This is a genomic window from Polyangiaceae bacterium (assembly GCA_020633235.1).
Lineage (GTDB): Bacteria > Myxococcota_A > Polyangia > Polyangiales > Polyangiaceae > JACKEA01.
Genome location: JACKEA010000002.1, coordinates 790,247 through 814,303, shown reverse-complemented (window position 1 = coordinate 814,303; position 24,057 = coordinate 790,247). Strand labels below are relative to the sequence as shown.

The 24,057-nt window shown below is 67.8% G+C and carries 22 protein-coding genes and 1 tRNA gene; 11 read left to right on the top strand and 12 right to left on the bottom strand.

The genetic code is table 11. The annotated features are described in order from the left end of the window. Positions 1–4: 4 nt before the first annotated feature. The 3 genes from H6717_14085 (at position 5) to H6717_14075 (ending at position 1,869) form a co-directional block, all read left to right on the top strand. The gene (locus H6717_14085; protein ID MCB9578149.1) at positions 5–1,342 is read left to right on the top strand and encodes a hypothetical protein; all 1,338 of its coding nucleotides are present in this window, start codon (positions 5–7) and stop codon (positions 1,340–1,342) included. Positions 1,343–1,364: 22 nt separating this feature from the next. Beyond that, the gene (locus H6717_14080; GenBank protein MCB9578148.1) at positions 1,365–1,643 is read left to right on the top strand and encodes a TMEM165/GDT1 family protein; all 279 of its coding nucleotides are present in this window, start codon (positions 1,365–1,367) and stop codon (positions 1,641–1,643) included. Between the two features lie 125 nt (positions 1,644–1,768). After that, positions 1,769–1,869, top strand: a tRNA-Sec gene (locus H6717_14075). 140 nt (positions 1,870–2,009) lie between these two features. On the opposite strand, the gene H6717_14070 is transcribed toward H6717_14075, so the two are convergent. Both H6717_14070 and H6717_14065 read right to left on the bottom strand, forming a co-directional pair. Further along, on the bottom strand, positions 2,010–3,530 hold the full coding sequence (locus H6717_14070) for a metallophosphoesterase (GenBank protein MCB9578147.1): 1,521 nt from the start codon (positions 3,528–3,530) through the stop codon (positions 2,010–2,012). Positions 3,531–3,539: 9 nt separating this feature from the next. Continuing rightward, positions 3,540–4,397: a carbohydrate kinase gene (locus H6717_14065; GenBank protein ID MCB9578146.1), complete on the bottom strand. Its 858-nt coding sequence runs from the start codon at positions 4,395–4,397 to the stop codon at positions 3,540–3,542. Between the two features lie 71 nt (positions 4,398–4,468). Between H6717_14065 and H6717_14060 the strand changes: the two genes are divergently transcribed. The 3 genes from H6717_14060 to H6717_14050 are packed head-to-tail and all read left to right on the top strand — an operon-like array spanning position 4,469 to position 6,287. Continuing rightward, positions 4,469–5,686 (top strand): hypothetical protein, encoded by a 1,218-nt coding sequence (locus H6717_14060; protein ID MCB9578145.1) that lies wholly within the window; start codon positions 4,469–4,471, stop codon positions 5,684–5,686. Then, entirely contained in the window at positions 5,686–6,060 is a 375-nt protein-coding gene (locus H6717_14055) for a hypothetical protein (protein ID MCB9578144.1), read from the top strand. The genes H6717_14060 and H6717_14055 overlap by 1 nt, the downstream gene beginning before the upstream one ends. 50 nt (positions 6,061–6,110) lie before the next feature. Then, positions 6,111–6,287, top strand: coding sequence for a hypothetical protein (locus tag H6717_14050; GenBank protein ID MCB9578143.1), 177 nt, complete (start codon positions 6,111–6,113; stop codon positions 6,285–6,287). Here the strand turns inward: H6717_14050 and kbl are convergent. From kbl to H6717_14030, 4 genes are all read right to left on the bottom strand, one after another. After that, positions 6,284–7,468, bottom strand: coding sequence for a glycine C-acetyltransferase (kbl, locus tag H6717_14045; GenBank protein MCB9578142.1), 1,185 nt, complete (start codon positions 7,466–7,468; stop codon positions 6,284–6,286). The genes H6717_14050 and kbl overlap by 4 nt on opposite strands. Positions 7,469–7,480: 12 nt before the next feature. Beyond that, positions 7,481–8,662: a zinc-binding dehydrogenase gene (locus tag H6717_14040; GenBank protein MCB9578141.1), complete on the bottom strand. Its 1,182-nt coding sequence runs from the start codon at positions 8,660–8,662 to the stop codon at positions 7,481–7,483. 115 nt (positions 8,663–8,777) lie between these two features. Further along, complete coding sequence (locus tag H6717_14035) at positions 8,778–9,431, bottom strand: hypothetical protein (GenBank protein MCB9578140.1); 654 nt, start codon at positions 9,429–9,431, stop codon at positions 8,778–8,780. 112 nt (positions 9,432–9,543) lie between these two features. Then, complete coding sequence (locus H6717_14030; protein MCB9578139.1) at positions 9,544–10,149, bottom strand: hypothetical protein; 606 nt, start codon at positions 10,147–10,149, stop codon at positions 9,544–9,546. 238 nt (positions 10,150–10,387) lie between these two features. Here H6717_14030 and solA point away from each other — a divergent pair, with 238 nt between their 5' ends. Further along, positions 10,388–11,509 carry an N-methyl-L-tryptophan oxidase gene (gene solA, locus H6717_14025; GenBank protein ID MCB9578138.1) on the top strand — a complete coding sequence of 374 codons (1,122 nt, stop codon included), beginning with the start codon at positions 10,388–10,390 and terminating at the stop codon, positions 11,507–11,509. Here the strand turns inward: solA and H6717_14020 are convergent. From H6717_14020 to H6717_14010, 3 genes are all read right to left on the bottom strand, one after another. After that, positions 11,503–13,593, bottom strand: a complete 2,091-nt coding sequence (locus H6717_14020; GenBank protein ID MCB9578137.1) for a hypothetical protein — start codon at positions 13,591–13,593, stop codon at positions 11,503–11,505. The two genes, solA and H6717_14020, sit on opposite strands and share 7 nt — an antisense overlap. A 19-nt stretch (positions 13,594–13,612) precedes the next feature. Further along, positions 13,613–14,002 (bottom strand): hypothetical protein, encoded by a 390-nt coding sequence (locus tag H6717_14015; protein ID MCB9578136.1) that lies wholly within the window; start codon positions 14,000–14,002, stop codon positions 13,613–13,615. Positions 14,003–14,807: 805 nt separating this feature from the next. Further along, positions 14,808–15,527: a TSUP family transporter gene (locus H6717_14010; protein ID MCB9578135.1), complete on the bottom strand. Its 720-nt coding sequence runs from the start codon at positions 15,525–15,527 to the stop codon at positions 14,808–14,810. Between the two features lie 81 nt (positions 15,528–15,608). Here H6717_14010 and H6717_14005 point away from each other — a divergent pair, with 81 nt between their 5' ends. Further along, positions 15,609–16,433, top strand: coding sequence for a LysR family transcriptional regulator (locus H6717_14005; protein ID MCB9578134.1), 825 nt, complete (start codon positions 15,609–15,611; stop codon positions 16,431–16,433). A 111-nt stretch (positions 16,434–16,544) separates the two neighbouring features. Here H6717_14005 and lepB read toward each other — a convergent pair whose 3' ends face one another. Next, positions 16,545–17,885, bottom strand: coding sequence for a signal peptidase I (lepB, locus tag H6717_14000; protein MCB9578133.1), 1,341 nt, complete (start codon positions 17,883–17,885; stop codon positions 16,545–16,547). 76 nt (positions 17,886–17,961) lie between these two features. Further along, on the bottom strand, positions 17,962–19,038 hold the full coding sequence (locus tag H6717_13995) for a hypothetical protein (protein MCB9578132.1): 1,077 nt from the start codon (positions 19,036–19,038) through the stop codon (positions 17,962–17,964). A 67-nt stretch (positions 19,039–19,105) separates the two neighbouring features. Between H6717_13995 and H6717_13990 the strand changes: the two genes are divergently transcribed. The 3 genes from H6717_13990 (at position 19,106) to H6717_13980 (ending at position 23,250) form a co-directional block, all read left to right on the top strand. Then, positions 19,106–20,110: an NAD(P)-dependent glycerol-3-phosphate dehydrogenase gene (locus H6717_13990; GenBank protein ID MCB9578131.1), complete on the top strand. Its 1,005-nt coding sequence runs from the start codon at positions 19,106–19,108 to the stop codon at positions 20,108–20,110. Positions 20,111–20,249: 139 nt separating this feature from the next. Continuing rightward, positions 20,250–21,341, top strand: a complete 1,092-nt coding sequence (locus H6717_13985; protein ID MCB9578130.1) for a hypothetical protein — start codon at positions 20,250–20,252, stop codon at positions 21,339–21,341. A gap of 52 nt (positions 21,342–21,393) precedes the next feature. Then, positions 21,394–23,250 (top strand): sigma 54-interacting transcriptional regulator, encoded by a 1,857-nt coding sequence (locus tag H6717_13980; protein ID MCB9578129.1) that lies wholly within the window; start codon positions 21,394–21,396, stop codon positions 23,248–23,250. 99 nt (positions 23,251–23,349) lie between these two features. Here the strand turns inward: H6717_13980 and H6717_13975 are convergent, their stop codons facing one another. Continuing rightward, positions 23,350–24,039 (bottom strand): cytidylate kinase-like family protein, encoded by a 690-nt coding sequence (locus H6717_13975; protein ID MCB9578128.1) that lies wholly within the window; start codon positions 24,037–24,039, stop codon positions 23,350–23,352. Positions 24,040–24,057: the final 18 nt, after the last annotated feature.

The window sequence follows — 24,057 nt, the reverse complement described above, 5'->3', positions numbered from 1 at the left end:
CAAGATGCACCCCGCAAGCGACACCCATCGCGTCGTGGCCATCGACATGGGCTACGGCCATCTGCGTCCGGCCCACGCCCTGGCGGACGCCCTCGGCAGCGAGGTCCTGCACGCGGATCGGCCGCCCCTGGCGTCGACCCGAGACCAACAGCAGTGGGACTACGTGCGGCGCTACTACGAAGCCATCTCCCGCGCATCACGCTGGCCGCTGCTCGGCGCGCCGATGCGCGGCTTGCTCGACTCCATCACGGACATCCGCGATCTGTACGGCGAGCGGGATCAGTCGAGCCCCAATGCCGGCGTCCAGATCTTGGAAAGGATGATCCGTTCCGGCTTGGGCAAGGCGCTGGTGGAAGATCTGAGCGCCGACGACGCCATCCTGGTGACCACCTTCTACATGCCGGCCATCGCGGCGGATCGCCGTGGCTACGATCGCATCTACTGCATCGTGACGGACAGCGACATCAACCGCGTGTGGGCGCCCATCGATCCCGTCAACACCCGCATCACCTATCTGGTGCCCACGCAGCACACCCGTCGCCGACTCCGCGCCTACGGCGTGCCGGAGGAGCGCGTGCGTGTCACCGGTTTCCCGTTGCCGCACGAGCTGGTGGGCGGGCCCGACATGCACGTGGCCAAGCGAAATCTCGCGACGCGCCTCGTGCGTCTCGATCCCACCGGCGTGTTCCGCAACGAGCTGCGCCACACCATCCCGCACTTCTTGGGCGCCATGCCCATACGGGACGACGGCCCAGTGCTGCTCACCTTTGCCGTGGGCGGTGCCGGCGCCCAGGCGGATCTGCCGCGCTTCGCGCTGCCCGGCCTCCGCGGCCTGATCGCCGACGGCCGCCTCGAGGTCGCCCTCGTGGCCGGTGTGCGGCCCGAGGTGCAGGCCAGCTTGCAGAGCGCCGTCGAAGAGGCCGGTCTCGAACGTCACCTCGGTGGCGCCATCCGCATCCTGCTCGAGCCAACGTTCGAAGAGTACCTGCGCCGCTTCAACGAGCTGCTCGCGCGCACCGACATCTTGTGGACCAAGCCCAGCGAGATGACGTTCTTCGCGGGCCTCGGCCTGCCGCTCATCTTCTCCCCCGCCGTGGGCACCCACGAGCGGTACAACCGCCGCTGGGCGCGGGAACAGGGCGCCGGCCTCAAGCAGCGCAACCCGCACTACCTGCCGGAGCGCCTCAAAGACTGGCTGAAGGACGGCACCCTGGCCGCCTCCGCCTGGAACGGCTTCCTGCGCGCGCCGCGCTTCGGTCTCTACGAAACCCTCGAAGCCATCGGCGCCCACGACGCCCTCCGGCGCCTCTCGGGCCCGCAACAACTGGCGCAAGCGAGCTGAGCCGGAGCTATGCTCCCGCGCCATGGATCTCAAGCTACTCGCGTCCACCTTTGCCGCCGTCTTCCTCGCCGAGCTCGGTGACAAGACGCAGCTCGCCACGCTGACCCTGGCCGCCGGCAGCAAATCCCGCCTCGCCGTGTTCGTCGGCTCCGCCCTGGCCCTCACGGCCACCTCCGCCATCGCCGTGCTCGCGGGCGACGCCCTTACCCGCGTCGTGTCCCCGCTTTGGCTGCGCCGCATCGCAGGCGTCGCATTCCTGCTGCTCGGCGCGCTGTACCTACTGTCCCGCGGCGATTCCTGAGCCCTCAACGTCCTGTCGACCCCGGGTTCAGACACACGCCCGGCCTTCTTCGTTTGTATGTCGGAGCGGCGCGAATCCCGTCGCGCCCCTTGGTTCGCCACAGGATCCGCGCTATCCGCTCGTGCGGAAGCGCTCGGTACGCTGGTGCGGCCCTCGGTCTTCAAAACCGATGGGGGCCTGGTGAAAGCCAGGCCCCGGCAGGTTCGATCCCTGTGCGCTTCCGCCAACGCCGGCCGCGTCCGAAAAGCGGACATTCGAGGCCGCTCACTCGCCGCACCCCCGTTTGATGTCCGCTTTTCGGACATGCGTCAGACTTCGTCCTAGGGACGTCCGGCGCGGGACGGGGTTCGCGCCGGACCAACAAAATCAGGGCTTCTGGATCCAGAGATCGACGTTGCGATCTTCCGGTGTGCCCGGCGCTTCGCCCGGGATCCAGCCGGAGACGTAGTCGAGCACGCCGAGCTTGCGGCCTTCTCGCGCGACCTTGTCGCCCATGTCGTTCCAGTCGAGGTTGGTGGCGTGCACGCGGAGCCAGCCGTTGTCCTCGTCCCAGATCTCGATCACGCGGAGCTGGTTCGGGAAGTCCGCCAGCGCGCTGGTCATCACCTCCCACCACGAGTGCCCGCCGCTCTGGGGGCCGATGACGCGGACGCGGTTCTCGTGGCTGTGGCCCACGAAGCTCAAGAGCACGTTGTCGTAGCCGCCGATGAAGTCGAGCCAGGCGTCCGGCGTCACGGCGTCGGCCTGCACGCTGCCGCCCAGGCCGTGGCCGTCTCCCAGGGAGGTGACGGCGTGGTGGGAGGCGAGGCTCACGATCTTGCCGTCGGTCTTGGCCTGGTCGAGCAGCGGCTTGATCACCGTGTCGATGTCGCCCTGGCGGATCAGGCCTTCGGAGCCGCCGCTCTCCGCGGCGGTGTCCAGCACCAGGAAGCGGAGCGGCGTGTCCGGCACGTCGAAGGTGTAGATGGCCTTGCCCGACGCCATTTGCGCGGAGCCCACGCCGTGGCCGTCGCCGTCAGCGGCGATGCGGCTCATGAGCGCTTTGCGGTCGAGCAGGTGGCGATTGGGATCCGGTACCACCGGGCCCTTGAAGATCGGTCCGCCGGGCTGGGACCAATCGCGAGTGCCGCCCACGGAGTTGTCGCCCAGGGCCTCGGTGTCTTTCTCGGCGGTCACCGGCAGGTTGCCCTGCACCAAGATGTCGTGGTTCCCCGTCACCCAGTACCAAGGCACCGTGAGCCCGGGGGCGGTGAACGGATCCTTGCCGTCGTTGTTCGGGCCCGGCACTGGATCGTCGTCGGCGCCGGAGTCGCACTCCACCTTGGAGGCGCCATCGAGGATGGCCATCACCCAATCCACCTCGTTCTGCTGAGAGCTGTCGGCGTTGTCGCCGCCGAGGAGCAGGAAGTCGAAGGGATCCTTCTTGCTCACGGCGTTCACCGTGCGCACCGCCGCGTTGAGGATGCGGCACTCGAAGGCATCTTGTGGGCGGAATGCGCCGGCCGTCAGCCCCGCGGTGTCGAAGGCCGCGAGGCGCGTAGGGGACTCGTCGTCGGCGAGCTGCAAGTCGGGCATGTGGACGAAGCGCACCAAGCGCTTGGGAGCCGCGCCGGGCGCGGGGGGATCGCTGCCGTCCGGCGTGCGCGTGACGTAGCCCTCGCCGGGGCCGGTGACGAGATCGCCAAAGCCCTCGGCCAGCATCGCGTCGCGCTCGGCGGGATCCGATGGGCTCCGCGCATCCGCAGGGCTCATCGGCGCGAGCACCGGAGTGAGGGTTTGCTCGTTCGTCAGCAGCACCGCGGGAGACAGAGGGTTTCTTGTCTCTTCCGTGGAGCTGCAGGCGGAAAGGAGAAGGGCAAGGGCGACGGCCGGCAGTAAAGGCTTCACCCTCCAATGTTACTTTATGATGACGTCTCCGAGAAAGGACGGTGGCGGTGGCATGGCGCCGGGCATCGACGCCACCCAGGCGGCGTAGCGGTTGGCGCGCTCCGCCAGCTCTTCGAGCGGAAGTCTTCGCGCCAGGCCCAAGGCGAGTACGGCGGTGTAGGCGTCCCCCGCACCTACGCGGTCTCCTGCATCGTGCGGGATGGCCAGGCCGTCGCGGCTCACTTCCTGCGCGTGGGTGTAGAGCGTGGAGCCGCGAGCGCCGCGGGTGAGCGCCACGGTGTGCGCGCTCCGGAGCAGGAGCTCCACGGCGTCCGTCACGGCGTACATCTCCCTCAGCACGGCGGCTTCGCCTTCGTTCAGCTTGATGGCGTCCGCCTGCCGGATGGCGGCGTCGATCGCTTCGCGGGTGGTGTGCGGCGGGCGCACGTTCAGGTCGCACACGCGCAAGAGCGTCGCACCGCCGAGGGCGCGTGATAGCTCTCCCGACGCCAACGGCGTGCGCTGCGCCAGGGTGCCGAAGCAGATCACGTCTGCGCTCTGCAGGAACGACGCTTCCGGAGCTCGAATGCGATCCCACGCGGCGCCTTGCGCCAGCGTGAAGTGCGGCTCGCCGTCTTCGAGCTCCACGCGCACGCTGCCCGTCGGCGCGGCTGCATCGACTTGCACCGCGCTGACGTCCACGCCCTTCGCAGAAAGCTCCGCTACGGCACGCCGGCCCAGCTCGTCGTTCCCCACGCGGCTCACCAGCGCGGCCTCGGCCCCGAGCACCGCGGCGTGATAGGCGACGTTGGCGGCACCGCCACCCAGCCGCGGGCCGTCCGGGAACAAGTCCCACAAGAGCTCCCCCCAGGAGACGAGGCGCGTCATGTTCGCCCAGCGTGGCACCGAAACGGCCTTGGTTGAAGGACCCGGCGCGCCGTGCTTGGCTCTCGGCCCCCATGGCCCCTCGGCTCTGCATCGCGCTCGCTGTCGTCGCCCTCGGCGGCTGCAACGCGCCCGCGCCCCCGGACTCCACCGGCGGAACGGACGTGGCGGCGGGGCCCTGCGGCCGCGGTCTGGTGGTGGTCAACACCGAGTACGCCTCGACCAACGTCTCGCTGCTCGGCTTCGACGGCACGGTGCTGTCGTCGTCGTTCGTCTCGTCCGCCACCTCGGACGCCAAGCTGTCGGTGCCCCTCGGGGCGGACGTGGCGGTGCCCACCGCGGCGGCGAGCGGCGACGAGATCGTGCTCTTGGATCGCTACCCCGCGTCCGTCATCACCTGGGTGCGAGTGAAGGACGCCCACGTCACGCGCCAGCTTTCCGTCGCCACCGGCTTCGGCGCCAACGTGAAGGACTACGTACCCCTCGGCGAGCACAAGGCCTACGTCACCCGCTACGAGCCCAACGGAGATCCCGGCCAGGAGCCCTTCGACGCTGGCGACGACGTCCTCGTGATCGACCCCTCCGTGCCCGAGATCACTGGGCGCATCGACCTCTCTTCCGCCATGGAGGATGCGACGTTCTTCGCGCGGCCGAGCCGAGCCGTGCGGGTGGGGGAGAAGGTATTCGTGCTGCTCGAGAGCTACTCCCTGTACTGGGACTCGGCGCCGTCGCGCATCGCGATCCTGGACAGCGCGTCGGACGGCCTCGAGAGCGTGGTGATGCTCGGCGGACTGGAAGGTTGCACCGGACTGTCGCTCTCGCCGGACGCCGCACACCTGGCGATCACGTGCTCCGGCGACTTCGCCCACGGGTCGAACCCCGACCCCAAGACCTCCGGCATCGCCCTGGTGGACGTCGCCACGGGAACGCTCTCCCAGACCCTGCCGGCTGCCGAGCTGGGCGACGCCCCCTTGGGCATGTCGCTGAGCTGGGCGTCGGAGGATGTGCTCCTCACCACCACCCTCGGGACCTGGTCGGGGCGCCCGGACCGGCTGCTCTCCTTCGCACCGGCCCAGGGCACGGTGCAGGAGCTGCTCCGCTCCCGGGAAGAGCCCTTCACCCTGGGGGACGTGTTGTGCCAACCCGAGTGCGGGCTGTGCTTCGTGGCGGACGCGGATCGCGGCGTGGTCCAGCGCTTCCAGCGCCTCCCGAGCGGTGAGCTGGACGTTCCTCAGGCCGTGGCGGTCGATACCCGCGTCGGTCTGCCCCCTCGCTACCTAGGATCCTTCTGATGGTCGTCGACGTCCTGATCGTCATCTTCGCAATCCTGTTCAGCATCCGGCGGCTGGAAGCGCGGCGCCGGGAAGCGGAGCAGTTCCCCAGGGTGCCCGTAGACGTCTTCGAGCGCTACAAGACGACGGCCCTCAGGGTGAACAACCTTGGTGCCGGCATCTGCTTCGGGAAGCTGGTGCTGGACTACGGCTTCCAGTACTTCGCCAAGGTCTACCAGCTGCCCTGGAACCTGGTGCGGGGCGTGGGCGCTTCCATCTTCTTCGGCTGGCTCGCCCTCTTCATCTGGACCCTGGTGCTGAACCGCCGGAACAAGCGTTTTGCCGAGGAAAACGGCATCGACCTGAGAACTCCCATTCCCGAGCGCTCCCCCTGAGGGCTTTGGCGGGAAGGTCGCGTTCAATCGGGGCGTAATCAGTCTCGAGCATGCGCGACAAGGATGTCACGGTCGACACCTTCGGAATCCTCATCTCGGGGCTTCTCGAAGCGGAGCGCGAGGAAGAGCCCGTCAGCGAGCGGAGCCGCCACGCCAGCGGGGTGTACGCACTTTCGACCACACCGCTCGCGCCCCCCGTGGAGTGCGAGCTTCCGCCGGAAGCCTAAAGCACGCCCATTTCCCGGCCGACGCGGGTGAACGCGTCGATGGCGCGGTCCACCTGCTCCGGCGTGTGCTGGGCGGAGAGCTGAACGCGAATCCGCGCTTCGCCCTTGGGCACCACCGGGTACGAGAAGCCGATCACGTAGATGCCTTCGCCCAAGAGGCGTGCGGCCATGTCTTGAGCCAGCTTGGCGTCTCCGATCATGACCGGGACGATCGGGTGGATGCCGTCTTTGATGGCGAATCCTGATTTTGTCATGCCGGCGCGGAACCTCTTGGCGTTGCCCATCACGCGCTCGCGCAGCTCGCCACTCTGATCCAAGAGGTCGAACACGGCCAGGCTGGCGCCGGCCACGGCGGGGGCCAGCGTGTTCGAGAACAGGTACGGCCGTGAGCGCTGGCGGAGCAGCTCGACGATTTCCTTGCGCCCCGTGGTGAAGCCGCCGCTGGCGCCGCCCAGCGCCTTGCCCAGGGTGCTGGTCAGCACGTCGATGCGGCTCAGCACGCCGTGGTGCTCCGGCGTGCCGCGGCCCGTAGGGCCGATGAAGCCGGTGGCGTGGGAGTCGTCCACCATCACCATGGCGTCGTAGCGGTCCGCCAGGTCGCAGATCCGATCCAGCTTGGCCAGGTAGCCGTCCATGCTGAACACGCCGTCCGTGGCGACCAGGCGCAGGCGCTTGTCTTGGGTCTTCTTCAGTGCGGCCTCGAGCTCTGCCATGTCTCCGTTGGCGTAGCGGTGGCGCTCCGCCTTGCACAGCCGGATGCCGTCGATGATGGACGCATGATTCAGGGCGTCGCTGATGATGGCGTCCTCCGCCCCCAGCATCACCTCGAACAGGCCGCCGTTCGCGTCGAAGCAGGACGAATAGAGGATCGCGTCGTCCGTGCCGAAGAACTTGGAGATGCGCGCCTCCAGCGACTTGTGCAGGTCTTGGGTGCCGCAGATGAACCGCACGGAGGAGAGCCCGAAGCCGTGGCTGTCCAGAGCCTGCTTGGCGCCTTCGATCACGGCCGGGTGAGACGAGAGGCCCAGGTAGTTGTTGGCGCAGAAGTTCAGCACCTCCTTGCCGGCGGAGCGGATGCTGGCGCCCTGGGGCGTCGTGATCACCCGCTCGTCCTTGTACAGCCCCGCTTCGCGGATGCCGGACAGCTCTCGCTGGTAGATCTCCCGTGCTCGCTGATACATCGCGTCCTCCCGTCAGAACTTCAGTACGACCTTGGGGAACGTCTGGATGCGCTCCTCGAAGGCGTTCTTGTCGTACTTGTCGAACTCCACGATGGGGCCGTCCCCGCGGTTCAGGATCACTTCCCAGATGAGGTCGTGGATGTTCGGGTCTCGGCTCTCGAGCAGGTGCCGAGTGATGTGCCAGGTTTCCGGAATGCGCCGGCCGATCACGCTGTGCATCGCGATGCCGTCCACGATCACGCGGTCGAAGCTCTCGATGATGGCATCGCCGCTCTTGAGGCCGAACAGGATCACGTCCCCGCCGCGGCGCACGCAGTGGATGGCGTTGTTGACGCTGGAATTGAGGCCGCTCATCTCGAGCACCACGTCCACGCCCACGCCGTCCGTGAGCTTCTCGATGTGCGCCGCGAGATCCGGGTCGTGGGAGTAGCCGTCGGGGCTGTCTCCGGGGGTCAGCACCGCGTCGGCGCCCAGGCGACGCGCCATGTCCGCGTGCACCGCCACCGGCTCCACGCCGATGATCATGCTGGCGCCCAGGGCGCGGGCGATGGCCACGGCGAACAGGCCAATGGTGCCGCAGCCCACGATAGCGACGCGCTTGCCGCGCAGGTTCACCTTGGTGCAGGCGTGCACGGCGTTGCCGAAGGGCTCCTGGATGGCAGCCACCTCGGGGCGGATCTTGGAGGTGTCCGTGCGCCAGATCACCTGCGCCGGCAGCTTCACGTAGTCGCCGAAGGCGCCGTCGTAGCTGATGCCGATGATCAGGTCGTCGGCGCACACGTGGGCGTCGCCCACGCGGCACTGGTAGCAGACGCCGCAGTAGATGTGACTCTCCGCCGCGACGAAGTCGCCGACCTCGAGGCCGTAGCTGCGCTTGGCGTCGCTGCCCACGGCGACGACCTCGCCGAACAGCTCGTGGCCGATCACCCGCTGGTTCTTCGGCTCACGCAGCGCCTTGGACTCGTTGTCCAGCGAGCCCAAGATCATGTCCTTGAACGCTTTGCGGAACCAGATGCCGCGATCCGAGCCGCAGAAGCCGACGTAACGCGGCTTCACCAGCACTCGGGAGCGATCGTGATAGTCCGTGCGCTCGTCCAGTGTGATCTTGGGAACCTCTTCCATCCGCAGGCCGCGAGACTCTTCCCAAGGGTCCTTCTCGCGGTCGTACACCAGCGCGCGCATGAGCTCAGGCATGGCGCTCTTCTACGACCGTGACCCGGCGAGGTCGAGCCCAGTCGAGGGGGAGCACAAAACGACCATCGCCGCGCTGACGCAGCGCGGCGATGGCGATGTGCGGGGGTGACCCCGGTTACTTCTTCTGGGGCAGCTTGAAGGGCAGCTTCAGCCGACCCGCGGTGCTGGTGGCGGTCGCCGTGGCTGTCGCCGACGGGGCCGTGGTGGCCGAGGGCGCCGCCGAGGCCGAAGCCGTGGCCGACGGAGCCACCGAGGCCGACGGCGCGGCGGATGCCGAGGCCGAGGCCGTGGCCGAGGCCGTGGTCGTGGCAGCGGGCGCTGCCGCATCTTGCTTGGCGACCTCTTCCGGCTTCACCTTCTCGATGTAGCTGGAGAGGTTCTTCGCGAGCACCCAGCCCGGGGACAGCTCACCCACGCCGGAGGGATAGTCCACGAGCATCCAGGTGTTGCCGTAGCGCGCCTTGCGGTTGACCAACGTGCCGGGGCTCAAGGTAGCCACGAACGACGTGCTCTCGTCCGCTTCCTTGTACACCTTGGTGTTGAACACGGTGACCTTCACCGTGCCGCTCTCGTTGATCTCCTTGTCGCCGTAACGCTTGAGCTCGTCCTTGGGAGCCTCGGCTTCCTTGGGCTCTTCCTTGACCGGCTCCGGGGCGGCCGTGGCGGAGGCAACGGGCTCGGGCTCCTCTTCCTTCTTCTTACACGCGAGAAGGGCGCCCACGATCAACACCGCTGCGCCTGCCGTAGTCCACCTGTCGAGCTTTCGCATTGCCACTCCTCCTACTCGAGGCCGGACCCTACAAGACTTTTGCCCGTTCGCCCAGACACCCCGGAAGGCGCCGAAATCCCGCGTTCGGCGCCTTCCCTGTGGGGAGGAGGGGTCAGATGGAGTAGCCGACGGTGAACAGGATGCGTGGGACGAAGCCCTCGAATTTCACGGTGTTGGAGCCGTCCGGGCTGGCCGTGGAGCGCAGATACATGGCCCCGCCACCGCCGCCGATGGTGAAGCCACCGTCGGACACGTACTGCCCGCCGAAGTCGAGGGCGGCGCCATAGGTCAGGAAGTCCACGTCAGCGCTGCCGGTGCAGGGCCCGGTGCACTCCGCCTTGGACGTGGTGCGCATCGCCATGAGGGAGGGGCCGACGTAGAAGCCGTTGGCGCCCTTGCTGCCGGTGTAGAAGTGGTAGCCGAGCTCGGCGCCGTAAGAAGAGAACGACGTCTTCACGTTGGTCGTCTCCACCGAGACGGACGACATGTACGGGTTCAGCATGATGGCGTGATGCTTGGCCGGCAGGTACTCCACGTTGGCGCCGATGCGGCCGAGCAGGAGCGACAGCGGATTCAGCGTGAGCGCGACCGGATGAAAACCGCTTCCCGTGTCGCTCGAGGTGCCGCGATCCCGAGGCGTGCCGTCGCTGCCGGCCGGGGTCGGCGTGAACAGCGGCGTGGTGGAAGCCTCCTGGGCCGAAGCGGTGAGGGGGGCCAAGAGACAGAGTGAAAGAAGTACAGACGAAAAGTGAAAGCGCATGATTCATCCTCCGTGAAAGAGCGCGGTGTGCGACGCGCTCTCACTCAGTCGTACGAGGCCTTCGCTCCGCACTCTTCCCCCGCCTTCGGGCGCAACACCGCTGTGACACCGGGTGCGAAGGACGCTTTCCGGCGGCGCCGTGCCGATCGCCGGAAGGTCGATTTTTTCGCTGTTACACCCGTGTTACGCGGCTTGCATGGGTGCCGAGAGGGCGGACGTCGTGGTGTTGGGGCTCGGCGGGATGGGCAGCGCGGCGGCCCATCACCTCGCGCGGCGAGGAGCGAAGGTGCTGGGCATCGAGCAGCACGGGATCGCGCACGCGCTCGGCAGCTCCCACGGGGAGACGCGGGTGATCCGCCGGGCGTACTTCGAGCATCCGGACTACGTGCCGCTCTTGACCCGCGCGTACGAGCTTTGGGACGAGCTCGAAGCACAGACCGAGACGAAGCTCTTCGAGCGCACCGGCGTGCTGTTGGTCGGTCCCCGCGACGGCGTCGTCGTTCCCGCCGTCGAGCGCGTCGCGAAATTGTACGGCATGGAGCTGTCGTCCTTCCCTGCGGCGGAGCTGGCCGAGCGCTATCCGGGATTTTCGGCGAGCCCCGACGAGACGGCGGTGCTCGAGCACGACGCGGGTTATCTGCTGGTGGAGGAATGCGTGCGCGCTCACGCGCGGATCGCCCGAGAGCACGGCGCGCGGCTGTGGACCGACTGCCGCGTGGACGAGTTCGGCCAGGACGAGAGCGGCGTGTGGCTTTCGACCGAGCGGGGACGCGTGAGCGCGGCGCGCCTGGTGGTGTGCGCCGGGCCGTGGAGCGAGCGCTTCTTGCCCGAGCTGCCCCTCGAGGTGCGACGCAAGGTGCTGCTGTGGCTCCGCGCCGAGCCCCGGGCCTACTCGCCCGCGGACGGCACGCCGGTGTTCGGGTTCGAGGATTCCGGGCGCTTCTTCTACGGATTTCCGGCCCTGGAGCCCGGGGTGGTGAAAGTGGCGCTCCATACGGGCGGGACGCGAGTTTGCGCGGCGGACCGACCCCAGAGAAACCTGGAAGCGGCGGACGTGGACGAGATCAAGGCGCTGTGTCGAGCGCACCTGCCCAAGGTGGAGCCCGTGGTGCTGCGCCACGCGGTGTGCATGTACACCATGACTCCGGACGAGCACTTCGTAGTCGACCGCGACGACAACGTGGCGTTCGCCGCGGGGCTATCCGGTCACGGCTTCAAGATGGCGCCGGTGATCGGTGAGGCGCTGGCGGATCTCGCGCTCGACGGTCGCACGGAGCTGCCCATCGGGTTCCTGTCGGCGGCGCGCTTCGCTCACTGAATCGCGCGTAGGTCCGAGCGATCTTCGCCGAAGGAGTACACGGGTGGCTTGCCGATGGGCGCGTCCGCGTTCAGCGTCTGGCCTCCGTCCACGCTCTGACCGGTCCACACGTCGAACCAGGTACCTGGCGGCAGGTACACGCTGCGGCTGGTGGCGCCTTCGGTCAGCACCGGCGCGACCAGGAGCGCGTCGCCGATCATGAGCTCGTCGCTGACGCCGCGGCTCCCGGGGTCGTCGGGAAACACGAGCATCAGCGCGCGCAGGATGGGCGCGCTCGACGTCTGGGCGTCGGCGGCCAGGGCCTTGAAGTCCGGCGCCAGCGCTTGGTGGATGCGCGCCATGCGGGCGAAGTGGGCGGTGGTCTCGGCGTCCTTGTCCCAGGCCCAGTTCTGGTCCCGCATGTTGCCCTCGTGGGTGCGGAAAATGGGCGTGAAGGCGCCGAGCTCGGCCCAGCGCAAAAACAGCTCCTTGCTGCTGGGGCCGCCGCTGAAGCCGGCGACGTCGTGGCTCACGTAGGGCTGGGCGGCGAGGCCGAGGTTCAACAACGCGGGCACCACGGTGGGCAGGCCGTCCGTCGTGCTCCAGGTGCACTCTTGATCGCCGGCCCAGGTGATCTGCGTGGCGCCGGTGTCTCCGGTCCAACCGGAGCGCGTGATGAAGGCGAAATCTCCGCCCGGCCGTTGTTCTTCCATCACCTCGCGACTCAGGCGATGCCACTCGATGGGATAGCGCTGGTGGGCGGCCATCGCGTCGCTGCCGTCGCTCGGCACGGTGTCTATTGGCACCCACTCGCCGAAGTCGGCCATCCAGCCGTCCATGCCGAGGTCGTTCACCATCTTCGCGAGGTAGCTCTTCACGTAGGCGCGGGCTTCGGGCTTCGTGAGATCCGGATGTGAAGCGTCGCCCGCGGGGGAGGCGTGCAAGTACGTCGCGCCGCTGTCGTCCTGGATCAAGAGCCCTTGGGAGTCCATCGCGGCGAAGTGATCGAGCTTGGGCATCACGAAGGGATTCGCGTAACCCAGGAACTTGAGCCCGCGACCGTGGAGGTCGTCAATCATGCCGGCGAGATCGGGATACAGCGTCTCGTCCGCCACCCAGCGGTACTGCACGCCGTAGCCGCCGCCGGCGTTGGTGCGCGCCCCGGTCCAGTCCTGCACCCACAGGGCGCCCACGGGCACCTGGGCGGCGGCAAGCGCGTCGGCCTCCGCCAGCACCGCGTCCTTGCCGCCCTGCACGGCGATCCAGGGTGAAAACGCCCAGTCCGGCAGCGGCGCCGGCCGACCCGTCTCGTCCCCCAGCTCGCGGATCACGTCCAGCGGCGTGGGACCGTGCAGCACCACCAGCTCCAGCGGCGCCGCGCTCTCCGCCTCCAGCCAGGCGACGCTCTCGTCGGTCTTGCACACGTCCGCGAGCACTCGCGCCCCCGTGCGCAGGAGCGCCCCGAAGCCGCGCGCGTCGAGGAAGTACGGCATCGGGTAGTACGTGGTGTGGGCGTTGCCCGCGATGGTCGCCAGATCTTCCGGCCCGTCCCGACCGATGCCCTGCTCGCTCACGAACAGCGACAACGCCTCGCCGCGCTGGTCGATGCCATTGTACTGCTCTCCGAAGCCGTAGAAGCTCGCCTCGGCGTCGCAGGCGAAGGGCAGCGCGATGGACCTGACTCCCTCGTAGCCGCTCGCTTCGATGCGCACGAGGCTCGCCCCCGCCCTGAGCGGGGAGATGGTGACGGTTGCCTTGGCGCCGCCGTCTCCGGACAGCTTGGCGACGAAGCTGTCGCCGCTCTTGGTGCCGCCGTCGAAGTGATTCACGAGCACGGTCTCCTCCGCGTCGCGCACGAAGCTCCACATGCCCAAGAGGGACGTGGACGTCTCTTCATAGCGCGCCAGCCGCACGCCGCCGGTCAGCGAAAGTACCGTGCGCCCGTCCACGGAGAGGCTCACGCTGCCGTCGCTGCCCACCTGCGCGCGGGCGCCGTCGGAAAACGTCGCGTGGTCCGTGCTCGCGCTGCCGCTATCGGAGTCGTCGCTGGAGCAGGCCGTGGCGCCAAGCAGGGCCGTCATGCCCAGGAGCGTGAGAAACCGCATGTCTCCGAGTGTGCCACGTTCATGGCTTTGGGCGCTCCTCACACATTCGTGGGTGCCTGATTACGATGACGGGGTGGAGGGACGTGCCTCTCGCCTGGGCCCCGGGTTTTCTGGCCCGGCGCGGAATCAGCCCGCGCGCGCATCCCGCCCATTGCGGAACGAGCAACGCCAGGGCACGCCGAAGTAGCTCTTCTAGCGAGAGGCTGCGGGCTTCGCCTGCGAGCTTCTTCGTCGCCTTCTTGGCTTCGGCCCTTTTGAACCCTTGGCTCGTGAGGGCCAACAGGAGCTTGTCTTGCTTCTCCCGCGCGTCGGCATCCGCAGCGTCCTCGGTGTCTGAACGCCTTCGCTGACGAAGGCGAATCTTGTCTTCGACGTACTCGCGGCCGAAGGTCTTCTTGGCCGCGTTCAAATTGTGGCCTCTGCAATAGATCCGACCATTGGAGGATCCATCCCACCACCGATGCCGGTAGCTTCGACCACGACCTCCAGCTCCCGGCTCACGTGGCTCATCAGATCCTGGGCGTGCTCGAGTTTTGCTTTCAGGCTCTCTCTCCGGCCCAGCTCGAGCTCGCCGATCAGGGGGGATCGGTCGCGCCCCAATCGGTTGCTATGTAAACTGATTTTCCTGCGCCAAAGACCCCCACGCGTCCCCCTTCTGCCCTTCTCGAGCCTGCCGAACCCTGTCGAATGCAACGATCAGGGGCTTCGGACGCGCCTAGATCAGTTGCTATGTAAACCGATTTCCGTGCACCCCAGACCCCATCAATTCCGCGGGTCCACCCCGGCAAAGCCCACGCCCTTCGTTCGGCGCGGAATCAGCCCGCGCGCATCGCGCTTACCGCGGAACGAGCAGCGCCAGGGCACGACGGAGCAGCGGCGGCGGCACCTGTCCGTCGCTCTCGCCGGAGTGGCACCGATGGTGGTCAACCCAGGTGAACAGTGGGTCTAAGCTCCAATTGCCGGTGCGCTGGCGAAGGTCGCGCAGCTGAACAGCGACGACCTCTCGACTTCTTCCATGTCGATGCCAAGCACCGAGTCAATCCGTGCTCGACGGCGGAGCTCGACGGTCCTCAGCGCGGCCGCCTCTTTTCACGTCCCAGTCAGCGAAACGTGGGGACAGGCGCACCAAGTTCGACGATCCCTCAGGGCCCCGACTTCGTCGCGAGCCGCTGCGGAACACTCGAAAGTGTGGGTGTCCGCGCGTGCCCTGGGCGTCAGTGGCTCACGCCGGCCACGGAGAGCGTGACGGCCAGCACCAGGACGCCGTACTCGAGGGCGCCCTTTGGCAGGCGCTCCGACAGGCGGCGGAGGCGCTTGCCGACGAGGTTGCCGCCCAGGATGGCGACGGCGCCCAGGGCCGAGAGGGCGAGCACGTGGCGATCGAAGAGCCCCGCGCCGGCGTAGCCGAGGATGCGGCCCGTGTGCATCACCACGGCGGAGGCGGCGATGGTGGCGACGTAGGGAATGCCTTCCAGTCCCGAGGCGAGCAAGAGCGGCGCGACGAGGAGCCCGGCGCCCCCCGCGGCGCCGGTGAGGGCGCCGACCACGAGACCTGCGGGTGCGAGGGCAGTGACGGGCACCGTGAAGCGCAAGCGCAGGGTGGCCCGGGCCACCGCGAGCAACGTGATGGCGACCATCAGGACTTGGACCGCCGTGGGTGGGATCCACGCGACGGACAGGCCGCCCAGCAGGGCGCCGGGCAGCGCGCCGAGGGCGAAGGCGAGGGCGCGCCGGCGATCGACGGACGCGCGATACATGTGCAACCGGTGCAGGTTGCCCAAGAGCAGCGCGGGCGCGGTGACGGCCAACGCCTTGGACGGTCCCCACAGCACACTGAGGGAGAGCAGCAGCATCAGCCCACCGCCCATGCCCGCCATCGTGGTCACCACCCCCGCGACCACCCCCAACGCCACGACGATGACCAGCTGCTCCATGGCCTCAGCCTGGGGCCCGAGGGCATATCCGTCCAATCGATTGATTTTCTGATATCCATAAGCAATTCCGATGGTGTCCGGGTGATCGAAGAGCTGCGCCACTTCCTGCTCGTGGTGGAGCACGGCACGGTCACGGAGGCCGCGCGTCACGCGCACCTTTCGCAGCCGGCCCTGTCGGCATCACTGAAACGACTCGAAGAGTACTTCGGCGCGCCGCTCCTGTTCCGCGGTCGCGCGGGCGCAACGCCCACGGCGGCGGGCATGGCGCTGGTGCCACGAGCGGAGGCGGTGCTCGCGGCGCTGGGCGACGCGCGGCGCGCGGTCGCGGAGATCGAAGGGCTCAGCGCCGGCGAAGTGCGCGTCGGGGCGAGCGGGACGGCAGCGACGTACCTGTTGCCCGAGCCGCTGGCGCGGTTCCGCAAGCTGCACCCCGACGTGCGTATCGTGCTGCGCGAGCTCAGTGCGCGGCGCGCTGCCGCGGACGTGGAGCGCGGCGAGCTCGACCTCGCCGTGGTGAGCGACCCCGGGGGCGAGCTGTGGATGCGCGACGAGTTCGTGCTGGTCGGCTCCCGCAAGGTGCACACGCCGGACGCGCCGATGATCACGTTCTCGACGGACACGACGACGCGCCAGAACCTGGACCGTCACTTTCCGGACGCCAACATCGTGATGGAGCTCGGGAGCATCGCCGCGGTGAAGCGCCACGTGCGCGCCGGCATCGGCATCGCGCTGCTCAGCCGCGCCGCGGTGCAGGCGGATCTGGACGCCAAGCGCCTGGTCGTCGTGAAGAGCGACAAGACGCCCATCCCGCGGGAGCTCCGTCTGGTGCATCGCGGGCGAGAGCTACTGTCCCCCGCCGCCGCGGCGCTCCGCGCGCTCCTGCTCGAGCGCCAGAAGAAGCGCTGACCCGCGCGCCGCGCGCTTCAGCTCCTTCCAGTGTTCCGCGGGGGCTCGCGCCGCCCCGACATACTGGTGGAGCACCCGAACGAGTCGGCCAGGCAGACGCCGAAGAAGGCCTTACTTCTTGGGAGCGGGCGGCGTGGTCTCGCTGATGGGCGGGCGCTTGGCGAGACACTTGTCGATGTTGTTCTTCAGCTCTTGCGCTGCGATCTTCGGCAGCCGCGGGCGGCCCATCACGTCGGTGAAGATGCGATCCCAGGTGATGCCGCCGTTCACGCCGAAGCTCATCCACACGAACATGGCGCGGCCCTTGATGTTGGCGAAGGGTGCGCCGCCACCGCGACCGCCGAACCAGGCGCGGGAATCGCTCGAGTTGTTGCGGTTGTCGCCCAACACCCACACTTCGCCGGGCTTGACGAAGTACGGACCCTGGCGGCCGTCGAAGCGATCGTCTTCGAACAGCGTGAGGTAGGCGTAGTCCCCGAGGTACTCGACGAAAAGCTCCCCACGCTTTTCCATCTGCTCGTCCCCCTCGAAGAACTCGTAGCTGCCCACGTCGCAGTTGGGCACGCGCCAGCCGTTGATGCTCGGGTGCCCGCCCTCCACGGTGAGCGTGTCCCCCGGCAAGGCAATCACGCGCTTGATGAAGTCCTGACGCTCGTTGGCGGGGTTCGGATCCGGGTACTCGAACACGATCACGTCGCCGTGCTTGGGCGGCAGGCTGTTCCACAGTCGCTTGTTCGTGAACGGTATGTGAGGCCCGTACACGAACTTGTTCACGAAGATGTGATCCTGGATCTGCAGCGTGGGCAGCATGGAGCCGCTCGGGATCTTGAAGGCCTCCACCACGAAGGCGCGCAGCAACAGGGCCACGCCCACGGCAATGCCGATGGACTCCACGTACTCCCGGAGCTCGCCCTTGCGCCAGCGCCCCAGGTGGCGATCCACCTGCTCCGCGGCGTCTTCCAGGGACTCCTTGAACTCGCGCTCGTCGAAGGGCTCCGCCTGCATCGCGTCCCGCAGGGACTCGAGGGAGTCCTCCAGGGACTCCCGGGCCTTGCTGGGCACGTGGCGCTCGATCGACTTTTCGTTCTTGCGCCGGATGCGCTCGGCTTCGTCCAGAAGGTGCGCGGCTTGCTCGAACTGGCGCCGGAGCTCCGGCGCCAAGTCCGGTCGACCGCCGATACCCACCTTGCCTGCCAGGGGCAGGTTGTAGCGGTAGTGGTAGAGCACCATCTCGAACACCGTGAACAGCACGATGCCCACCGGAACGGGCTGGTCGTAGACCCAGAAGCGGAGCTTCGCCAGGCCTTGGGCCATGGGATCCGGATCCGCCGGCTTCAGCACCCAGATGGTGACGATGGCGAGCAGAGCAGGGACCACCACGAACCACAGCGCGTAGAACGCGTTGCGGTACAGCCTGGGGTTTTGTGCGGGGGGAGCTGCCGGTTCGGCCAAGGTTCGGCTTGCCTTCTACCTGGATGGACCCGGCCGGGCAACCCCGGGAGCTTGCCCTGCGTCTTGCGAGGTGAGCTCAGGGGGCATCGTCGATCTGCACGACGTAGTCGACTTTCGCCGCGCGATCATCGCCCACCTGCGCCGGGGGCGCGCTGCGGCCGACCTTGTCGCTGTGGTCCACCACCAGATAGTAGAGGCCCTTGGGTACGGCGACGTAACGCTTCCAGGGCTGCCCGGCCGAGAGCTGCTCGTCGAGATTCGGCGGCCCAGGCAAGAGCGCTGGCCCCGGGTTCTTCACGTACTGTTCGATCATCTGATCGCCCAGGTTCTTCGCGACCAGGAACACGTCCACTGCGGGAGCGCCGTCGAGGGACATCGTCATGTACAGCGCTTGTCCGCTCTCGGTGACCTCGAAGCCGCCGATGAAATCTTGCTGGCCGCTGTGCACTTCCGTGCGGTCGTTGGCCAGCGTGACGCGCTCGCTCTTGATGTAGAACGGCTTGAAGGGCTTCTGCCCCTTGGGGATGTAACCGAGGCCGAAATCCGTCTCGCCCTTGTCGTTGTAGCGGATCACGGTGAAGCCCCGCTGCAGCTGCCCGTCGACGATCTGCCGGCCGAGCTGGTCGGGATTGATGCCGGTCATCGCCATGCCGCCGCGGGCGAAGGAGCTCTCCACCAGGGTGGTGGCGAAGGAGCTGGCGCTCACCTTGCGCGGCCGGAAGTAGATGTACATCGCGCCGTCGTCATCTACCTGGAAGTCCGGCGCGTACTCGATGAGCCCGGAGGCGGTGAAGCCGATGCGACCGGAGAGGTTGGTCCAGCCGTAACCCTTGCCGCTGTACTGCACGACCAAGCTCTTGCGCGTGTCGTCGTCCAGGATCGTCTGGTTGCAGCTGTCCGCGAAGAAGCGACCGAGCACGGGCTGGTCGTCGCTCAGCTTGAGCGGTGCACCGCGACGCGTCATCTCGAAGCAGAAGCGGTCCAGGCCGAACTTCAAGATGTCGAAGCGCAGCGACTTGTTCTTCGGGTTGTTGATCACTCCGGGGCCCAGCACGCCCATGGCGTTCGAACCGAGGGACTCCTTGGAAGGACAGCCGGAAAGCGACAGCGCCAGGAGACAGAGCGCGAGAGCGAGGGGGATGCGGGCGCGCATGGCGGCCCAGCATACAGCCGACGACGCTCGTTGACAGCCTGCTGCCGATGGCCAAAGTCTCGAAACCATGAGCCATGTCGCCGTGATCGGAGCTGGGGCCTGGGGCACCGCGCTGGCCCTGCTCTTGGCGGGACAGGGGGAAAATGTGGTGCTGTGGACCTGGCAGCCGGAGCACGCTCGCGCCATCGAGCGGGACCGGGAGAACCGAGAGTTCTTCGCCGGCTTCCCCCTGCCCGACGCCATTCGGGCCAGCTCGGAGCTACCGGACGCCCTGGCCGAAGCGGATCTCGTGCTGTTGGTCGTGCCCTCGGACGCGTTCCGCGAGACGCTCGAGCGCGCCAAGCCCCAGCTGCCCGCCGGCGTACCGCTGGTGAGCGCCACCAAGGGCATCGAGAACGACTCGCTCATGCTCATGAGCGAGGTGATCGAGGACGTGCTGGGTTCCGACGCGCGCGCGCGCTCGCTGTTTCTGTCGGGGCCGAGCTTCGCGAAGGAAGTGGCGCTGGGCATGCCCACCAACGTGGTCGTCGCCGGGGACGATCAGGAGCTGGGGGTCGAGGTCCAGAAGCGCTTCGCGACGGATCGCTTCCGGGTTTACTCGAGCGACGACCCGGTGGGCGTGGAGATGGGCGGCGCGCTCAAGAACGTGATCGCGATCGCCGCCGGCGCGTGCGACGGCCTGGGCTTCGGCCACAACACCCGCGCCGCGCTCATCACCCGAGGCCTCGCCGAGATCTCGCGCTTGGCCATCGCCAAGGGCGGCAACCCGCTCACCCTCGCGGGCCTCGCGGGGATGGGGGATCTGGTGCTGACCTGCACCGGGGAGCTCAGCCGCAACCGGACCGTGGGCTTCGAGATGGGCCAGGGCAAGAGCCTCGACCAAGTGCTCGCGAGCTTGGGTCACGTGGCCGAGGGCGTGAAGACCGCCAAGAGCGCCCACCAGCTCGCGGCGCGCTTGGGCGTGGAGCTGCCCATTGCCGGGGAGGTGTACCGCGTGCTGTACGAAGGCAAGGACCCCCGGACCGCGGTCCGGGACGTTCTGACGCGGCCCCTCAAGAAAGAGTGGGATTGAGCTTTCGTTGGTCCGGCGCGATGCCCGTCGGTGAATGCCGGCGCGGCCCTTTCCGTCCTTCGAAACGCGGGACAAACTTGCCCCGCGGCCCGAGCCGGATGATGGTCGACGGGGTTTTACCGTGAAGCACTTCGCCTCCATGACCATGGGACTCGCCGCGCTGTGCCTCACGGCGACGGCGGCAGCGCAGGGATATGGCCAACCCGGCTACGGTCAGCCGCAGCCGGGTTACGGTCAGCCGCAGCCCGGCTACGGTCAGCCCGGCTACGGGCAGCCGACCTACGGCCAGCCGGGGTACGGGCAACAGCCCGGCTACGGCTATCCCGCACCCACGTACCCGGTTCCGTCGCGCTCCAAGAAGCGGGACGACGTCGAGATCGGGTTCTTGTACGCGACCAGCGTGGCCTATGGCGTCGGCACCGGCGTGTGGTTCTCGTCCGAGGTGGGCATCAGCGATCCGGGCTTGTTCCTGATCCCGCCGGCCCTGCTCGGCGTCGCCGCGCCAGTGGGCGTGTACTTCATGGATGATCCGGAAATGCCTCGCGGCATGCCGGCGTCCGTCGCGGCGGGCATGGCCATCGGCGCGGGTGAAGGCATCGGCATCGCGAGCTATCAGTTCGTGACCGCGGACGAAGAAGACGCCTGGGGTTTCAAGGGCCTGGCGCGGGCCACCACGCTGGGCGCCACCTTGGGCGGCGTCGGTGGCTACGCCGTGGGCTACTACCTCGAGCCTTCTCCCAAGAGCACCCTGCTCACCACCAGCAGCGTGCTCTGGGGCACCACCATCGGTACCATGTTCGGCTACGGCGCCAGCGAAGCGGGTGTGGGCTACGGCATCGCCAACGACTCCGCCGCCCTCGGCGGTCTCATCGGCTACAACATCGGCCTGGCGGCGGGCGCGGCCAGCAGCGTGCTGTACATCCCGAGCTGGGAGCAGATCGGTTGGATGTGGGCCGGCGGCGGCATTGGCGCTGCGGCGTCGCTGCCCGTGTTCTTGTTCTACGCCGGCGAAGATTCACCCCCCGCCAAGCGCGGCTTCTTGTTCATGGGCACCGCCACCACGCTGGGCATCGCCGCGGGCGCCATCTTCGCGTCCGGCTATGCGGACGAATACGAGATCGGCTCGGAAGACTCGGCGCCGGGCAATCGCTTCGCGTCCCTCACCAGCATCGCTCCCATGGCGTTGCCCGGTGGCGGTGGTGGCGTCCAGATCGGCGGTATTCTGTACTGAGGTCGGGTGAGCGGGCCCGCCCCACACATTTGGTGGTAGCTTCAGGGCCCGTATGGCGACGCTTCGCTACTTCCCGCCGGAGGGGCAGCCGGTGCTCCTGCCCATCCACAAGCCGGTCACCACCGTAGGCCGCGCGCTGGGCAACGACGTTCACCTGCCGGACGACACCGTCAGCGACCACCACGCGCAGATCGTGTTCAACGGTCGGGACTTCCAGCTCGAAGAGGTGGATCGCGGCGCGGAGATCCTGATCAACGGCAAGAAGAAGCGCCGCGCGCGCCTGGTGAACGGAGACCGCGTGCAGCTCGGAAGGGCGCAGCTCGGCTTTTCCATGTTCAGCGAGCTGCCCACGGCGACGGAGCCGGATCGGGACAGCTCCGACGGTTCGAGCAACGTGCTCGCCAGCCTCCGCCGCCTGCACACCTTCAGCGAGCGGCTGATGACCACCAGCAGCGTGGACGAGCTGCTCGAAGCCCTGCTGGACGACATCATCGAGCTCACCGGAGCCGCCCGCGGCGTGGTGCTCTTGGTGGACCCGGGGGAAGGGCAGAGCTCCACGCCCCGGGTGCGCGCTTCGCGCAACGTGAAGCGCGAGGCCATCGAGGACCCCTCCGGCGCCATCAGCGATAGCATCGTGCGCCAGGTGCTGGAGTCGAAGCGCCCGGTGATCGTCAGCGACGCGCTCACGGACACCAATTTCTCGAAGAGCGAGAGCGTGATCGCGCTCAAGCTTTCCAGCGTGATGTGCGTGCCGCTGCTGTCCCAGGGCGAGATCATCGGCGTGATGTACGTCGGCAACGACGAGGTGAAGCACCTGTTCCACCGCGAGCAGCTGGATTTGCTCACCATCTTCGCGGGGCAGGCGTCGCTCATGCTCCAGAACGCGATGCTGGTCAGTGCCCTCAGGGCGGATCAGCAGAAGCTGAAGACCGAGCTCCAAGACAAGCGCTTCGGAGAGATCATCGGCGCCTGTCCGGGAATGATGGAAGTGTTCCGCAAACTGCAGAAGGTGGCGGCCACGGACATCAGCGTGCTCATCACCGGAGAGACGGGCACCGGCAAGGAGCTCATCGCGCGGGAGCTGCATCGTCGCAGCAATCGCGAGACCGGCCCCTTCGTCGTCGTCAACTGCGGCGCCATCCCGGAAAACCTGATGGAGAGCGAGATGTTCGGCCACGTGAAGGGCGCCTTCACGGGGGCCGTCGCCAGCCGCCCGGGCAAGTTCCAGCTGGCGGACGGCGGCACGCTCTTCCTCGACGAGATCGGCGAGCTCACCCTGCAGCTGCAGGTGAAGCTCTTGCGTGCGATCCAGGAGCGCGTCGTCTACCGCGTTGGCGACAGCCGGCCGGAGAAGTGCGACATCCGCATCTTGGCGGCCACCAACCGGAACCTGGAGGACATGATCAAGACCGGTGAGTTCCGGGAAGATCTGTTCTACCGCCTCAACGTGGTGAACCTGTGGCTGCCTCCGCTGCGGGAGCGTGGGGACGACGTGTTCATCATCGCCAAGGCGTTGCTCAGCAAGTACGCGGACGAGCTCGGCAGCCAGGTGAAGGGCTTCTCCCCGGCAGCGCTCACCTCCATCAAGAAGTATCCCTGGCCGGGCAACATCCGGCAGCTCGAAAACCGCATCAAGAAGGCGTTGGTGCTGTGTGACAAGACCTTGCTCGATGCCGAGGATCTGGATCTCGGTCCCGAGGCGCAGGTCGCCATCGTGCCCCTCGAGAAGGCGAAGGAAGACTTTCAGCGGCGCTACGTCTTGGAAGTCCTCGAGCGCAACAACGGCAACCGCACGCAGACCGCCCGGGATCTGGGCGTGGATCCGCGCACCATCTTTCGCTACCTCGAGAAGGAGCAGAACCCGATGCCCAGCGGCGCCGGCGGTGCTCCCGTGGATCGCGGAGAGTAGCTCCCACGGCCCTCCTTCGGGCCTTTTCGGGGGAATGTTGGCTCGCCGCGGAACCCCACGTTCCGTCGCCTGCGCGGCCCGGTCCGTCGCGCCGCGCCGCTACTTGCCGCCCAGCTTGGCGCGGAACGCCCGCACGACCATGTCGACGCAGGCGGGGATCGACAGCGTGCTGGTGTTGAGCATCAAGTCGTAGTGCAGGGGGTCGGCGACGTCGGCGTTGAAGTGCTGGCGGTAGAACGCCACGCGTTCCGCGTCGATCTTGAGCACCAGTGCGCGGGCCTCGCCGTCGCTCAGGTCTCGCCGCCGGGCGATGTAGGCGATGCGCTCGTCCAGCGGAGCGTAGGCGCGGACTCGCAACGTGCGATCCGGATCGAGCAGGAAGTGGGCGCCGCGGCCGACGATCACTCCCTTGCCATGACGGCCCAGGGCGCCGACTACCTTGCTCAGGTTCTTCAGGTAGTCGTTGGGGGCGAAGGTGTCGCCGTCCATCAGCTCCGTGACCCACTGCTCGATGTTGTCGCGGGCTCGCTCGTCGAGGGACTCCACCAGTTGGCGCCGCACGCGGGACTGCCGCGCGATCTCGTGAACCAGATCCTGCGAGTGGTACTGAAAGCTCAGCTTGGCGGAGACCTTCTTGCCGATCTCCGCGCCCCGGCCGCCGAACTCGCGGCTCATGACGATCATCGGCTTTTGCTCGCTGTCCGCGGAGCGCCGCTTGGAGGTGACCTTCTGCTCCTCCACCCAGCGGAGGAAGTTCTGATTGACGAGCTGCTCGACGCTTCGGGGCATGGTGTTCGTTCATGATAG